This is a genomic window from Streptomyces sp. NPDC002138 (assembly GCF_040296485.1).
Taxonomy (GTDB): Bacteria; Actinomycetota; Actinomycetes; order Streptomycetales; family Streptomycetaceae; genus Streptomyces.
The window spans coordinates 23,594-39,964 of the sequence record NZ_JBEOXE010000018.1 but is presented as its reverse complement, the minus strand read 5'-3'; the positions used below and the strand labels follow the sequence as shown (position 1 = coordinate 39,964).

Sequence of the window (16,371 nt, the reverse complement as noted above, 5' to 3'; positions counted from 1 at the left end):
GCCGACGCGGTCAGCGCATCCCGCGCACCGCCCTGGAGCTGAGCACCCCCACCGCCGTCAGCGCGAGGACCGCGCCCGACACCGCGAACATGGGGCCGCTGCCCTGCTGGGCCAGCGCCCCGCACAGGATCAGCGAGACCGGGGCCATCGCGTAGCCGAGGACCATGTCGATGGAGATCACCCGGCTGAGCACCGAGGGGTCGATGTTGCGCTGGATCCAGCTGAGGCCGAAGACCCCCTGGAACCCGATGCCGAAGCCCATCACCAGGACGGTCACGAACGCGGCCACCGTAGTGTCCACCAGCCCCAGCACCCCCATGCCCACCGCGAGCCACCCGGCCAGCGCGGCGATCAGCAGCCCCACCCGGGGGAGGCCGCTGAGCGAGCCGCCCACCAGGGTGCCCAGCATCGCCCCGCCCGCCAGCGCGCCGTTGAGCAGGCCCAGGGTCACCGAGCCGCCGTGCAGGTCCACCTTGGCGAGGGTGGCGAAGCCGACCGTGAAGGTACCGGCGTAACAGAAGGTCATCACCGTGTCGACGACCAGGATCGAGCGGATCCGAGGGTCTTCCAGGGCGTAGCGCAGGCCGGCGCGCATCCGGGTGAGCAGCGAGTCCCCGGCCTCCGGCGCCGCCGCGGCGTCGCCTCCGTCCGCGGACTCCGCCGGCTCCCCGGCCTCGCGGGGCACCGTCCGGATCCGGGAGACGCACAGCCCGCAGAGCGCGAAGCACACGCCGTCGACGAGGAAGGCGACGGGCGCGTCCGAGAGGGCCACCACCATGCCCCCGACGGCCGGGCCCAGGATCGAGGAGACCTTGGTGCCGACCGCCAACAGGGCGTTGGCCGGGGCCAGCAGCTCCTTGTCCACCACCGACGGCAGGATCGAGGCCCTGGCGGGCTGGAAGAAGGCGTCGACGGCGCCGAACGCGGCGGCGGCGCAGCACAGGATCGGGACCGTGAGCGTGCCGGACATCCCGATCAGCCCGACGCCCCCCATCAGCACGGCCCGGGCCCAGCTGGAGAGCGTCATCAGCGTGCGGGAGGACCACGTGTCGCTGAGCGAGCCGCCGACCATGGTCAGCAGCGCGCGCGGCACCGCCTGGAAGGCGAGGACGTAGCCGAGGGTCAGGGTGGACTGGGTCAGGCTCAGCGTGATCCAGGAGAAGGCGATGTAGCTGAAGCCGTCCCCGAGCAGGGACAGGGACTGTCCCAGCCACAGCAGCCGGAAGGAGGGCACTTTGGCGGGGGCGCTCAGGCGCGAGCCCGCGCTCGCCAGGGTGGAGGCCATGATCGGACCCTTCGTCGGGCCGCCCGGGGCGGCCGCGGTTCGGTAGCGGACGGCCACGGGTCAGTAGTGGACGGGCAGCGCCGTCAGGGCGCGGTTGAGCAGGGACGGCTGCCAGGTGTGCCGGTCCGTGGCCAGCGCGAGGTCCGGGTAGTCGCGCACGAGGACGCCGACCACCGCGCAGGCCACCAGCCGGGCCAGCGCGGCCCCGATGCAGAAGTGCGCGCCGAAGCCGAACCCGAGGTGCGAGGTGCTGCCCCGGGCGACGTTGAAGAGGTCGGGGTCGGCGAACCGCTCGGGATCCCGGTTGGCGGCGGCGGTGACCAGGAACAGCCGGTCCCCGCCGCGCACCGGGCGGCCGTCGAGGTCGAAGTCCCGGGCGGCGCTGCGGATCGACATCTTCGAGGGGCCGTCGTAGCGCATGGCCTCCTCGACGGCGAGCGGCACCAGGTCCGGGTCGGCGCGGACCGCCGCCAGCTGCTCGGGGTGGCGCAGCAGGGCGAGCAGGGTGTTGACGATCAGATTGCTCGTGGTCTCCCCGCCCGCGAAGGCCATCTGGGTCAGCATCCCGACGAACTCCTCCTCGCTGACCGACTTCCCGATCTGGCCGCCCGCCAGCACGGAGCTGATCAGGTCGTCCTTGGGGTCGGCGCGGCGCTCGCCGACCAGTCCGGCGAGGTAGTCGTCCAGCTTGACCAGGGACTGCAGGGAGGTGCGGTACTCGCGCTCCTCCTGCGCGGCCCCGAGCACCAGGTCGCCCACCCGGGCGTTCCAGTACCAGAAGGAGGGGCTGTGCGCCTGGGGGACGCCCAGCCAGCGGGCGAAGACCAGCGCCGGCAGCGGCCGGGCGATGTCGGCGAGCAGGTCACCGCTGCTGCCCGGCACCGAACGCCGGGCCAGCATGGCCCGGGTGGCCCGCTCGACGAACGTGCGGTAGCGGCCGATCGAGCGGGCCGAGAACTGCTCCTGGAACACCTGGCGCAGCCGCCGGTGCTGCGGCGGGTCGTTGAAGACCATCCAGCGGGAGAGGATGGAGAACGCCCGTGCGGTGTCCTCCCGGGCGCCCTCGGGGACGGCGTCCATCAGGGGGCCGACCCGCTCGGCGGAGACCGCCGGGTCGCGCAGGCAGTGCATCAGCTGGCCGTGGCCGGTGACCAGCCAGGCGCGGTGCATGGGGCTCCAGTGGACCGGGTCGTGGTCGCGCAGGGAGTTCAGGTAGCCGTAGGGGTCGGCGTTGATCTCGGGGTCCAGGAGGTAGCGCTCGGCGAAGCCGGTCCGCGGGGGTGCGGTGAGCAGGGCGGCCGGGCCGCCCGCGGGAATCATCGTGGTCATGACCGGGTCTCCGTCCGGATGGCGTGCAGCAGGGAAGCGGTCCGGCCCAGCAGGGGCTCGGACATCAGCGACATGTGGTCGCCTTCGGTGACGTGCAGGGTCAGGCCGCCCAGGGCCTGCTCCCGCCAGCGTTCGACGTACTCGTGGAAGCCCACGTCGAAGCCGGGCATCGGCTCGCCGTCGGGCAGGGCGGCCGCGTGCGAACCCACCACCAGGTGGACGCGGCCGGGGTAGGGCCGCACCTCGTAGTCGGCCAGGGCGGTGAGCAGCGAGTGCCACACCTCGATCGGGGCGTTCTCCACCAGGGCCGCTTCGCTCGGGCTCATGTCCGCGCTCAGCAGCACCGCGGTCAGCTCGGCCTTCACGCCCTCGCGCTCCGCGGAGGGGGCCATCGTCCGCAGCCGGTCGCGCAGCCGCCTCGCGGTGACCATCTTGGCGCTCACGTCCGCGAGCTGACCGCGCGCCACCTCGCTGGGCAGATAGGGCTCGATCAGGGTCAGCGGTGCCACCCGGTGGCCGGCCTCGTGCAGCTGGGTGGCCATCTCCATGGCGAGGTTGGCGCCCATGGACCAGCCCAGCAGGTCGTGCGGGCCCTCCCCGCCGTGCGCGGTCATCTCGGCCACGTAGTTGGCCGCGATCCCGGCCACCGTGGTCGGGTCCACCCCGCCGAGCAGGCCGCGGGCCTGGAAGGCCCGCACCGGGACGCCCGGCGGCAGGGCGCGGGCCAGCCCGACGTACCAGGCGGCGCTGCCGCCCGTCGGGTGCACGCACCACAGCGGGTCGCCCTCCCCGTCGCGCAGCCGGACCTCGGAGGTCACCGGCTCGGACCCGGTGGCGGCGGCCGCCTCCCCGGCGCGGGCCGCGAGCTGCGCGATCGTGGGCAGCTCGATCAGGTCGCGTACGGACACGGCCAGCCCGCGGGCCGCCGCCCGGGCGGCCACCCGGACCGTGGAGAGCGAACTCCCGCCGATCCGGAAGAAGTCGTCGTGGATCCCGACCTCCGGCACCCCCAGCACGGCGCACCACACCTCGGCGAGCTCCCGCTCGGCCGGGGTGCGCGGCGCGGTGTACTCGACGTCCACGTCCGAGCGCTCCAGCGGCAGCGGCAGGGCCCGCCGGTCCACCTTCTTGCTGCTGTTCAGGGGCAGTTCGCCGAGGAACACGAACCGCGCGGGCACCATGTACGCGGGCATCCGGGCCCGCAGCGCCCGGCGGATCCCCTCGGCGTCCGGCGCGCACCCCTGCTCGGGCACGACGTAGGCGACCAGCGCCGGATCACCCGGCAGGTCGCGGCGCAGCAGCACCACGGCCTTGTTCACCCCGGGCAGGTCCCGCAACGCGCATTCGAGCTCGCCCAGTTCGATGCGGAAGCCGCGCAGCTTGACCTGCGTGTCCCTGCGGCCGAGGCATTCGATGCTGCCGTCGGCGTGGTAGCGGCCGAGGTCACCGGTGCGGAAGAGGCGGGCGCCGGGCACGCCGCCGTAGGGGTCCGGGGCGAAGGCGGTGGCCGTCAGCGCGGGCCGGTTCAGGTAGTACAGGCCCACGGCGTCGCCGCCGAGGCAGATCTCGCCGGGCACTCCGACCGGGACCGGTTCGAGGTCCCGGTCCAGGACGTAGACCTGGCTGTTGCGGATCGGCGGGCCGATCGGCGGCAGGCCCGTGCCCGCCACGCACACCTCGGCGCAGGACCACACCGAGGTCTCCGTCAGACCGTAGGAGTTGATGAACCGGCGGCCGGGCGACCAGATGTCCGACATCTCGGCCGTGGGCGCCTCGCCGCCCGTGACGATGGTGTGCAGCAGCGGCAGCGGATCCCCCTGCTCCGCGAGCACCGCCAGGGTGCTCGGCGGCAGCGCGGCCGCGGTGATCCCGTACCGGTGCAGGGTGGCGATCAGGTCCGGGCCGGGCATCAGGGCCTCCTTGGGCGCGGTGCACAGCCGCGCCCCGTTGGCCAGGGCCCAGGTCAGCTCGCTGACGAACACGTCGAAGCTGAAGGAGGCGAATTGCAGCACCCGGTCCTCGGGCCGCGGGCCGAACACGTCCCGCTGGCCGTGGATCAGGTTGGTCAGGCCGCGGTGCGGTACGGCGGCGCCCTTGGGCCGGCCGGTCGACCCCGAGGTGTACAGCACGTACGCGGTGTTGTCCGCGCCCGTACCGGCCTCCGGGACCCCGCCGGACCCCGCGCACTCGGCGGGTACGTCGACCAGCACCACCGGGCCTTCGAAGGGCACCCGGCCCGCCAGCGCGGACTGGGTGAGCAGCACCCGCATCCCGCTGTCCCCGGCCACGAACGCGAGGCGCTCGGTGGGGTGCTGCGGGTCCAGCGGCAGGAACGCCCCACCCGCCTTGAGGACCGCGAGGATGGCGCGCACCATGTCCGGGCCGCGGTCCGCGCAGATCCCGACGATCACCTCCGGGCCCACGCCCAGCTCCCGCAGGCGGCCCGCCAGCACCCCGGCGGAGGCGTCGAGGGCGCCGTAGCCGACCTCGGTCTCGCCGTGCGCGACGGCCACCGCGTCCGGGGCGCGCAGCGCGTGCTCCGCGAACCACTCGTGGAACATCCGGGGGTCGTTGCGCACCACCGGGCCGTGCGCCCACTCCACCAGCGCCCGCTCCCGGGCGGCGCCCCGCAGCACCGGCCGCGCCACCGGCCCGTCCGGGTCGCCGACCATGGACTCCAGCAGCGCGCACACCGCGTCGGCGAGCTGCTCGGCGGTGGCCGGGTCGACCCGGGTCGTGTCGGCGTCGACGGTGAACCCCTGCACGCTCACGTTGATGTTGAGCGGGAACATCGTCCGGGCGATCTCCTCCGACTCGTCCCAGGTGTCCCCGGAGAGCCGGTGGAAGTTGATGTAGTTGAAGAGCACGTCGACCAGACCGGGTTCGTCCGCGCGCAGCTGCCCCAGCCGGGCCAGCGGCACCCTGCGGTGCGGCATCAGGTCCTGCTCGGCGGCGAAGACCTCCCGCAGCAGGTCCATCCAGGTCTCCCCGGTCCGCCGCACCCCGAACGGGACGGTGTTGAGGAACAGTCCGCGCATCCGGTCCGCGCCCGACTCCTCGGGGCGGCCGTTGGTGACCAGCCCGATCGAGTGCCCGGCGGAGCCGCCGTCGAGGTCCGCCTCGATATCGGTGAACAGGCCCATCGTGTGGTGGAAGGCCGCCAGCAGCACGGTCCGGCGCGGTACGCCCGCCCGCTTCGCGAGGTCGCCGATCGGCCCGGCCAGCGCCGCGTAGGAGCGGCGGATCTCCACGATGGCGCGGTCGCCGTCGACCGGACCGTCGGAGCGGCGCCCGAAGCGCACCGGCCGCAGATCGTCCAGCTGGGCGCTCCAGAATTTCAGGCTCTCCTGCGACCGGACCGCCGCCCGCTCCAGCGCGACGTACTCGGCGAACCGCGGGGCCGGCGCCAGGGCCGGCTCGCGCCGCCCCTGGGCCACCACCTGGCGGTGCAGGTCCAGCACGTCGGCGATGAGCGAGGTCAGGCTCCAGCCGTCGAGCACGATGTGGCAGTCGGTGACCGTGAACCGCAGCTCGTGCTCGCCGACGTGGTGCAGGTGCAGCCGGACCAGGGGAGCCGAGGCGAGGTCGAAGCGGCGGGCGAACTCCTCCCGCACGTACGCCTTGACCGCGGCCCGCTGCTCCTCGCGGCTCTGCCCGCGCAGATCGACGTACCCCACCGGCAGGTCGGCCGACGGACGCACCAGCTGGAGCGGCTCGGAGAAGGACACCAGGTCGACGGAGGAGCGCAGGATGTCGTGGGCGCGCACGACCGTGTCCACGGCCGTCTGGAAGGCGGCGAGGTCGAAGCCCTCGGGCACGGTGATCTTGAGGTCGGTGACGTTGTGGTACGCCCCGCGCTCCGGGTCCGCGAGCATCTCGTGCAGCATGCCGGTCTGCAGGAAGGTGAGCGGGTAGGCGTCGACGAGCCCCTCGGGCAGCCGCGCCGCGTCCGCCGGGTCCAGCTGCGAGAACGGCGCGACCGGCGGGGGACCGGCCGGGTCCTCGGCGGTGGACGCCAGGGCGGCCAGGTCGGCCAGCGTCCGGGCCCGGAACAGGTCCGCCACGCTCAGCCCCAGCCCCGCCGAACGGGCCCGCCCGATCACCCGCAGGGCCAGGATCGAGTCCCCGCCGAGGTCGAAGAAGTTCGCGCTCCGGCTGATCCGCTCGGCGCCCAGGACCTCCGACCAGATGCCGGCCAGCGCCTCCTCGACCGCGCCCTCGGGCGCCGTGAAGTCGGCCGGGGCCGCGGCCCCTTCGGCGGCCACCGCGATCAGGGCCGCCCGGTCCACCTTGCCGTTCGCGGTGATCGGCAGCTTCATGTGCCGCACGAACAGGGCGGGGACCATGTACTCGGGCAGCGTCACGCGCAGCCGGTCCCGCAGGTCCGCGGCGTCGAGCGGGCGCCCCTCGGGCAGCACCACGTGGGCCACCAGCCGGGCCCCGCCGTGCCCGTCGGGCCGGGCCACCACCGAGGCGTCCCGCACCCCGGGCAGCACCCGCAGCGCGGTCTCGATCTCGCCCGGCTCGATGCGGAACCCGCGGATCTTCACCTGGTGGTCGGCGCGCCCCGCGTAGGCGAGCTGCCCGTCGGGGAGCACCCGGACCAGGTCACCCGTGCGGTACATCCGCGATCCGCCGGCGCCGCCCGGCGCGAAGGGGTCCAGCGGGAAGCGCTCGGCGGTCAGTTCGGGCCGGTTGCGGTAGCCGCGGGCCACCCCGCCGCCCGCGACGTACAGCTCGCCCACCGTGCCCCGGGGCGCCAGCCGGCCCGTCCGGTCGAGGACGTACCCGTGCTGCCCGGCCAGCGGGCGGCCGATCGGCGAGTACACCGCCGCGACCGTGTCCGCCTCGGTGATCAGCCGGTAGGTGACGTGCACGGTGGTCTCGGTGATGCCGTACATGTTCACCAGCGCGGGCCGCCCGGCGGCGGGCCCGGCGAACCAGTCGCGGTAGTCCCGGGCGTCGAAGGCGTCCCCGCCGAAGATCACCGTACGCAGTGCCAGCGCCGCGAAGTCCTCGCCCTGCTGGGCCAGATGGGCCCGCAGCCCCTTGAAGGCGGCCGGGGTCTGGTTGAGCACCGTCACGCCCTCCGCCCGCAGGACGGCGTGCACCGCGGCCGGGTCGCGGACCTCGTCCTCGGTCAGCACCACCACCCGCCCGCCGGAGGTCAGCGGACCCCACAGCTCCCAGACGGAGAAGTCGAAGGCGGGGGAGTGCAGCAGGGTCCACACGTCGTCGGCGCCGAAGTCGAAGTGGTGGTCGGCCGCGCCCAGCAGCCAGGCCAGGTTGGCGTGGGTGACCTCGACGCCCTTCGGCTGCCCGGTGGACCCGGAGGTGTAGATGACGTAGGCGAGCGAGTCCGGACCCGGGGCCACCGCGGACAGGTCCGTGGCGGGGTCCGGGACCCCGGGCTCCGCCAGCGGGATCACCCCCACCGCCAGCCCGTCCACCGCCGCGCGCCCGGCGTCGTCGGTGACCACCCACTCCACGCCCGCGTCGGCCACGGTGAACTCCCGCCGGGCCCGCGGGTGCGCCGGGTCCAGCGGCAGGTACGCCGCCCCCGCCCGCCAGACCCCGAGCAGCGCCACGGCCAGGTCGACCGAGCGGCCCAGGCACACCCCGACCAGGGACTCCGGACCGATCCCGGCGGCGCGCAGCCGCCCGGCCAGGGCCAGCGAGGCCGCGTCCAGCTCCGCGTACGTCAGGGAGCGGCCGCCACCGGAGACGGCCACGGCGCCGGGCGTACGGGCGATGTGCTCCGCGAGGCGCTCCCAGGCGAGCCGGGGCGCCGCGGCGGTCCCCTCCTCGGCCGGTGCCGTGGCGGACCGGTTCGCCGGGCCGTCGGGGCCGAGCAGCTCGGCGGTCTCGGCCTCCGTGAGCAGCTCCATCCGGCTCAGCGGGACGGCCGGGGTCCGGGTGAAGGCCCGCAGGACCGCGGCGGTGTGCTCCGCCAGCCGCGCCATCGACTCCGCCGCGAACAGGTCGGGGCGGTAGACGAAGCGCAGGCTCAGGCGCCCGGCGTCGTCCAGGACGTCCAGCGTCAGATCGAACTTCGCGGTGGTCAGGTCGATGGGGAAGGCCGTGCCCGTGGCCCCGCCCAGGGCGTAGGTGCCGTGCTCGGCCGCGGTGTGCGTGAACAGCACCTGGAACAGCGGATTGCGGGACAGGTCCCGGTCGGGGCTCAGCTCGTCGACCACCCGCTCGAAGGGCAGCGTCTGGTGCGAGAGCGCCCCCAGCACGCTCTCCCGGGTCCGGGCGAGCAGCTCGTCCCCGGTCGGGTCGCCCGCCAGATCGGCCCGTACGACCAGGGTGTTCACGAAGTACCCGACCAGCTGCTCGGTCTCCGGCCGCTCCCGGTTGGCCACGACCGTGCCGATCGCGATGTCGTCCTGCCCGCTGTGGAAGCCCAGCGCGGCCTGGAACGCGGCCATCGTGGTCATGTACGGGGTGGTGTCGGTCCGCTTGCCGACCTCCGCGAGGGCCGCCGTCAGCTCCTCGGGCAGCTCCACGGTGTGCACGGCTCCGGCGTAGGAGCGGGTGGCCGGGCGCGGGTGGTCCAGGGGCAGCTCGAGCGGGGTCAGGCCCGCCAGGGCCGAGCGCCAGTAGGCGACGTCGGCGCTCTCGTCCCGGCCGCGCTGCCAGATCGCGTAGTCGACGTAGGCGATGGGCGCCGGGTCGGCGGGCGGCGCGCCGCCCTCGGACCGGGCCCGGTGGAAGGCCCGGAGGTCCCGCATCAGAAGGTCCAGCGACCAGCCGTCCGCGACGATGTGGTGCAGGGCGAGGACCAGCACGTGCTCCTCGGCCGCCACCCGCACCAGGGTGGCCCGGAAGCCCGGCTCGACGGCCAGGTCGAAGGGGCGCACCGCCGCGGCGCGCACGGCCTCGGCCACGGCTCCGGCGTCGGCCCCCTCGGGCAGCTCCACCAGGTGCAGACCGGCGCCGTCCGAGGGCAGCACCTCCTGGGCCGGTACGCCGTCCACGTCCGGGAAGATCACGCGCAGCTGCTCGTGCCGGACGATCAGATCGCCGACCGCCGCGTCCAGCGCGGGCAGGTCCAGGGGCCCGGTGAACCGCCAGGCGGCGGGCATCAGGTACTCGAGGCCCCGCGGGTCGAGCCGGTGCAGGAAGTAGAGGCTCTGCTGGGCGGCCGACAGCGGGATCCGCTCCGGGCGGGGCGAGACGCGGGGGATGCCCGCCGCCGCGCCGGCCCGGCCGCGCAGTCTGCGTTCCAGCAGTGCCCGGGCCGCCGGGGAGAGCCCGCCCTGAGCGGTGGAGGGTTCGACCTGTGAAGTGGTCATGGGAATGCGGTCCTATCTCGTCTCAGAAGTCAGCCGTCAGGGACAGGTCGATCTCGTCGTCGCTCATCCCGGCGATCTCCTCGAACAGCCGGCGCTCCACCTCGGCGGCGAGCAGCTCGACCGTCGGGTGCTCGAACAGGTCGCGGACCTGGACCGGGCAGTCGAAGGCGGCGCGCAGCCGGGAGGCCACCGCCACGGCGCGCAGCGAGTGCCCGCCGAGGGCGAAGAAGTCCTCGCGCACCCCGACCCCGGGCAGGTCGAGGACCTCGGCCCAGATCTGGGCCGTCACCTCTTCGGTCGGGGTCCGTGGCGCCACCGACGCGGCCGGCGCGGGAAGTTCGGGATCGGGCAGGGCCCGGATGTCGGTCTTGCCCTGCACGGTCAGGGGCAGCCGGTCCAGGACCACGAAGGCGGCCGGGACCATGTAGCCGGGCAGCAGGGTGCGGCACCAGGCGGCCAGCTCGTCGGCGCCGAGGCCCGCACCGGCCACGTAGCCCACGAGGGCGCGGTCGCCGCGCAGTTCGCGGACCACTACGGCCGCGCCCCGCACGCCCTCGAACTGTTCGAGGACGGCCTCGATCTCGCCGGGTTCGATGCGGAACCCGCGGATCTTGACCTGCTGGTCGGTCCGGCCGAGGAAGTCCAGCTCCCCGCCGGGCAGTCGGCGCACGATGTCGCCGGTGCGGTAGAGCCGCCCGCCGGTGCCGCCGTACGGATCGGGCACGAACCGCTGGGCCGTCAGGGCGCCTTGGCCGAGATAGCCGCGGGCCAGCTCCGCTCCGCCGACCAGGAGTTCGCCCGGTACGCCGACGGGCACCAGCTCGTCGTGCGCGTCCACGACGTACAGCCGCCGCCCGCCCCAGGCCCGGCCGATCGGCACCCGGCCCTCGACCGGCCCGGTGACCAGGTGCGACGTGGCCGAGATGACGGACTCCGTGGGGCCGTAGGTGTTGTGCACGGGCACGTCGGGCAGATGGGCGAACCAGCGCTCCAGGGGCGCCGACGGCAGGGCCTCCCCGCCGGTCACGGTCAGCCGCAGGCTCTTGAGGTCCCCGGCCACCGCGTCGAGGCGGGCGGCGATCTCCTCCCAGTAGGAAGGGGTGACCTCCATGACCGTGATGCCCTCCGCCCGCACCCGCTCGGCGAGTTCCTCCACCGTCCACACCTCGTCGGGGCGGATCACCACCGTGGCTCCGGCGCCGAGGGCGGGCAGGATCTGTTCGAGGGAGGCGTCGAAGGAATGGGACGCGAAGTTCAGCACGCGGTCGTCGGCGGTGATGCCGAACCGCTCGCGGGCGGCGAGGGCGTGCGCGGCCAGCGCGTGGTGCTCCACCCCGACCGCCTTGGGGCGGCCGGTGGAACCGGAGGTGAAGATGACACAGGCCAGTTCGCGCGGGTCGGGCGCGTGCCGCGGCGCGTCCGGGGCGGGCCGTACGTCCTCCACCCGGAGCACCGGCCGGCCGAGGCCCGCGGCCAGGGCGGCGGTCGGGCCGTCGGTCACGAGGTACCCGACCCCGGCCCGCTCCACCATGTACCGCAGCCGCTCCTCGGGCAGGTGCGGGTCCAGCGGTACGTAGACCCCGCCCGCCCGCCAGATCGCGGCCATCGCCGCCACCGACCAGGTGCCCCGCCGCAGGCACACCCCGACCGGCATCTCCGGGCCGGCCCCGGCCCCGGTCAGCGCCATGGCCAGACCGCCGGTCAGGGCGTCCAGTTCGCCGTAGCGCAGGGTCTCCTCCCCGCACACCAGGGCCACCGCGTCGGCCTCGCCCCGTACCGTGAACGGCGGTGCGTCCGCCACCGTCGGTGAGCTGCCCGCCGCGCCCGTCAGCCGCGCCCGCTCGGCGGCCGACAGGAGCTCCAGCCGCCCGACGGGACGCCCCGGATCGGCCACCGCCGAGGCCAGCACCCGGCCCACGTGCCCCGCGAACCGGGTCACCGTGGCGGCGTCGAAGAGATCGCTCGCGTACTCGACGTTCAGCGCGAACCGGTCCGGATAGAGCAGGAAGGTCGCCGTCAGGTCGAACTTCGCCGACCGCCACGGCAGGACGAAGTGCTCCACCTCCAGCCCCTCGGCCCGCGGGCCGCCGGTGGCGCTCTCCTGTACGTCGAACATCACCTGGAAGAGCGGATTGCGCGACGGGTCCCGCTCCGGGCGCAGCTGTTCCACCAGCCGCTCGAAGGGCACCTCCTGGTGGTCGAAGGCCCCCAGCACCGACTCCCGGACCCGGCCCAGGAACTCCTCGAAGGTGGGCTCGCCCGACAGGTCCGCCCGCAGCACCACCGTGTTCACCAGCAGCCCCACCAGCCGCTCCAGCTCCACCTGGCCGCGCCCCGCCACCGGGGTGCCCACCGCCAGGTCCTGCTGTCCCGACCAGCGGGCCAGCACGATCTGGGTCACCGCCAGCAGCACCATGAACCGGCTCACCCCGTACCTGCGGGTCAGCTCGCCCAGCCCGGCCGCCAGCTCCGCCGGCAGGTCCACCTCCACGGCCCCGCCCCGGCCCGACCAGAGCGCCGGACGCGGCCGGTCCGTCGCCAGCTCCAGCGCGGGCACCCCGGCGAGGTTCCGCTCCCAGTAGCCCAGCTGCCGCTCCAGCACCTCACCGGCCAGCCGGTCGCGCTGCCAGACCGCGTAGTCCCCGTACTGCACCGGGACCGGCGCCAGCTCCGCCGCCTCCCCGGCCAGCCGGGCCCGGTAGCAGGCCGACAGCTCGCCGATGACGATGTCCTTGGACCAGCCGTCGGTGGCCGCGTGGTGGAACGAGATGACCGCGACGTGGTCCTCGGGCCCCAGCTCCCACACCCCGGCCCGCAGCAGCGGCGGGCGCTCCAGGTCGAACCGGCGGGTGGCGAAGGCGAAGGCCTGCTCGCGGACCTCCCCCAGGCGCGCGGACTCCTCGCCCGGCGCGGCCTCCCGCCACTCCAGCGGTACGACGGCCCCCTCCACCACGCGCTGCACGGGACGCCCGTCCAGCTCCGACAGCGCCGTGCGCAGCGCCTCGTGCCGGGAAACCACCTCGTCCAGGGCGCCCTGCCAGGCCGCCCGGTCCAGGCCGCCGCGCATCCGCCAGGAGAACCACAGGACGTACTCGTCGCCCGCGTCCGACATCCGGTCCAGGAACCACATGCGCTCCTGGGCGAAGGACTGCGGCAGCGGCCCCGAGCGGTCGACGGGGACCACCGCGCTCGCCCCCGCCTGCCGGGCCGCCGCCACCAGCGGGCCGAAGGCGCGGATGCTCGGGTTCTCGAACAGGGTGCGCAGCTCCACCTCGCGGCCGAGCCGCTCGGCGATCCGCGAGACCGCCATCGTGGCCAGCAGCGAGTGACCGCCCAGGTCGAAGAACCCGTCGTCGATGCCGACCCGGTCCACGCCCAGCACCTCGGCCCAGATCCCGGCGACGACCCGCTCGGTCTCGTCGCGCGGGGCGATGAACTCGGCCCCGCTCACGGCCCGGTCCCGGTCCGGCCGGACGGCGGGCAGCGCGGCCCGGTCGAGCTTGCCGGACGCGTTCACGGGGAGCGCGTCCAGGCTCACGAAGTCGGCGGGAACAGCGTAGTGCGGCAGCCGCCCGGCGCAGAAGGCGCGCAGGACCGGCGCGGCGACCGGGCCGTCGGCGCCCACCACGTACCCGGCCAGGCTCACGCCGCCCTGGGCGTCCGGGCCGGTGGCCACCGCGGCGGCCACCACCCCCGGGCACTCCAGCAGGACGGCCTCGACCTCGCCGAGCTCGACGCGGAACCCGCGGATCTTGACCTGGTCGTCCGTCCGCCCGAGGAACTCCAGCTCCCCGGTGGGCAGTCGGCGTACCAGGTCGCCGGTGCGGTAGAGCCGGCCGCCGTCCCCGGCGAAGGGGTCGGGGACGAACCTGGCCGCGGTCAGGGCGGGCCGCCCGAGGTAGCCGCGGGCCAGCTCCGGGCCGCCGATCAGCAGCTCGCCGGGGACCCCCTCGGGAACCAGGTCGTCCCGGTCGTCCACGACGTACGCCCGGCGCCCGCCCAGCGGCCGGCCGATCGGCACCCGGGACGCCGCCGCGTCGCCGCCCGGCGCCGGGGCCTGGATGTCGTGCACGGTCGCGGTGACGGTGGTCTCGGTCGGCCCGTAGGCGTTGACCACCCGGACCGCGGGCACCCGGGCCCGCCAGGCGGCCAGCGCACCCGCCGGCACCGACTCCCCGCCGAGGATCAGCAGGCGCAGCGGGGCCAGCGCGGCCGCGGAGCCCTCGCCGAGCGAGAAGGCCAGCTCGGCCCAGTAGGTCGGGGGCAGGTTCAGGACGGTGATCCCGTGCCGCTCGACGAGCGCGGGCACCCGGTCGGGCAGCCACTGCTCGTCGGGCCGGACGACCAGGCGCGCCCCGCAGCCCAGGGCGGTCAGCAGCTGGTCGAAGGAGGCGTCGAAGGAGAAGGACGAGAAGGCGAGCACCCGGTCCGCGGCGGTGATCCCGAACTCGGTCCGGGCCGCGGCGGCGTGGGCGGCCATCGCCCCGTGCTCGACGCCGACCGCCTTGGGGCGGCCGGTGGAGCCCGAGGTGAAGATGACGTACGCCAGGTCGCGCGGATCCGGGACGTGCGGGGGCGCCGGGGAGTCCGCGCCGGACCCGGGCCGCACGCTCTCCACGCTCAGCACGGGCCGGCCGAGCGACTCCGCCGTCTCCCGGGTCGCCGCGTCGGCGAGCACGCACCGCACGCCCGCCTCCTCGGCCATGAACCGCAGCCGTTCGAGGGGCAGTTGCCGGTCCATCGGGACGAACACCCCGCCCGCCCGCCACACGGCGGCCATCGCGGCCACGGACGCGATCCCGCGCCGCAGGCACACCCCGACCGGCGTGCCGGGGCCGACGCCCGCACCGGCCAGGGCCGCGGCCAGGTCGCCGGTCAGCGCGTCCAGCCCGCCGTAGGTCAGGGACTCGTCCCCGCAGACCAGGGCCACCGCCTCGGGCGCGCCGCGCACGGTGAACGGCGGGGCGGGCACGGCAGGCGCCGTGGCCGTCTCCCCGCGGCCCGCGAGCGCGGCCAGGCGCCGGTTCTCCGCGCCGGGCAGCGGCTCCAGCTCCCGGGCGAGCGCGGCGACCGGAGCGCCCGGCGAGGCCACCACCGCGCGCAGCAGGGCGACGTACCCCGCGGCGAAACGCTCCATCGTCGCGCGGTCGAACAGGGCGGTGGAGTACTGGAGCAGGGCCGCGACGTCGCCGTTGGCCCGCAGGCTCAGGTCGAGGAACACGTCGAGCCCGGTACCGCCGAGCGGAGTCGGGACGAGCGCCACCTCCAGGTCCCCCAGACGGGCGGCGGCCGGGGCGTTGTTGAGCAGGGTGAAGGAGGCCTGCGCGAGCGGGTGCCGGGAGAGGTCGCGTTCGGTGACGACCTCGCCGACCACCCGGTCGAAGGGGGCGTCGACGTGCGAGAAGTCCTTGAGGGCCCCGGTCCGCACCCGCGCCAGCAGCTCACCGAAGGTCGGGTCGCCGGACAGGTCGGTCCGCAGCACGATGGTGTTGACGAACGGGCCGATCAGCGCGTCCACACCGGGCCGCCCGCGATCGGCGAGGGTGGTGCACACCGCGATGTCGCCGCGGCCCGAGTAACGGCCCAGCAGGGCCTGGTAGACGGACAGCAGCAGCATGTACCGGGTCGCGCGGTGTTCGCGGGCCACCCGGTCGACCTCGGCGACCAGCTCCGCCGGCAGCTCGAAGCGGACCACGTCCCCGGAGCCGTCCCAGAACGCGGGCCGCGGCCGGTCGGCGGGCAGCGCCAGCGGGGCCACCCCGGCCAGCCGCTCGCGCCAGTACCCCAGCAGCCGCTCCATGCGCGGGCCGGCGAGGCGCTCGGCCTCGGCGGCGGCGACGTCGGTGTACTGGAGCGCGGGCGCGCTCACGCTCTCGCCGCGGTACCCGGCGTCCAGCTCGTGCAGCAGCAGGCCCCAGGACCAGCCGTCGACCGCGATGTGGTGGACCACCACGAGGAGCAGGTGCTCCTCGGGACCGAGCCGGGTGAGGGTGGCCCGCACCGGGTGCTCGGCGGCCAGGTCGAGGGGGCGGCTGAGCTCCCGTTCGAAGACCTCGGCCGCGTCGGCGGCCTCGGCCCGCTCCAGCACGACCGGCGCGGCCGGATCCACCCGGGGCACGGGCTCGCCGTCGACGGCGGTGAACCGGGTGCGCAGCACCTCGTGCCGGGCGACGATCCCCGTCAGCGCCCGCTCCAGCGCGGGGACGTCGAGGGTGCCGCGGATCCGCAGCGCGAGGGGGAGCAAGGAGTCGGTGGAACCTCGGGTGAGCTGGTCGAGGAACCACAGCCTGCGCTGCGCGAACGATGCCTTCACTGCGGGCCTCCAAGCGGTGTTTTCCTCAACACTGCTGTCTGGAAAGGCCGGTCAGTAGGGAAGAAGACGCAGCCGCGCGCGCAGCCACCGGGGGTAGAACGCGCAACGGCGGCCCCGCCCGGCCTCGTTCCGTGCCGGGCGCGCCG

General features: G+C 75.1%; 4 protein-coding genes. All 4 read right to left on the bottom strand.

Features of this window, described 5'->3' with window-relative positions; all coding sequences use genetic code 11:
- Window positions 1–10: 10 nt before the first annotated feature.
- From ABT084_RS14340 to ABT084_RS14325, 4 genes are read right to left on the bottom strand one after another with little or no spacing between them, the layout of a single operon-like run.
- Window positions 11–1,285, bottom strand: coding sequence for an MFS transporter (locus tag ABT084_RS14340; protein WP_351042579.1), 1,275 nt, complete (start codon window positions 1,283–1,285; stop codon window positions 11–13).
- A 60-nt stretch (window positions 1,286–1,345) separates the two neighbouring features.
- Window positions 1,346–2,614 (bottom strand): cytochrome P450, encoded by a 1,269-nt coding sequence (locus ABT084_RS14335; protein WP_351042576.1) that lies wholly within the window; start codon window positions 2,612–2,614, stop codon window positions 1,346–1,348.
- Complete coding sequence (locus ABT084_RS14330; RefSeq protein ID WP_351042573.1) at window positions 2,611–9,912, bottom strand: non-ribosomal peptide synthetase; 7,302 nt, start codon at window positions 9,910–9,912, stop codon at window positions 2,611–2,613. The genes ABT084_RS14335 and ABT084_RS14330 overlap by 4 nt, the downstream gene beginning before the upstream one ends.
- 22 nt (window positions 9,913–9,934) lie before the next feature.
- Window positions 9,935–16,225: a non-ribosomal peptide synthetase gene (locus tag ABT084_RS14325; protein ID WP_351042570.1), complete on the bottom strand. Its 6,291-nt coding sequence runs from the start codon at window positions 16,223–16,225 to the stop codon at window positions 9,935–9,937.
- Window positions 16,226–16,371 lie beyond the last annotated feature (146 nt).

Excerpts from the sequence above, each read along its gene's own strand:
- ABT084_RS14340 (WP_351042579.1), bottom strand. The coding sequence starts at position 1,285 with ATGGCCTCCACCCTGGCGAGCGCGGGCTCGCGCCTGAGCGCCCCCGCC.
- ABT084_RS14330 (WP_351042573.1), bottom strand. The coding sequence starts at position 9,912 with ATGACCACTTCACAGGTCGAACCCTCCACCGCTCAGGGCGGGCTCTCC.
- ABT084_RS14335 (WP_351042576.1), bottom strand. The coding sequence starts at position 2,614 with ATGACCACGATGATTCCCGCGGGCGGCCCGGCCGCCCTGCTCACCGCA.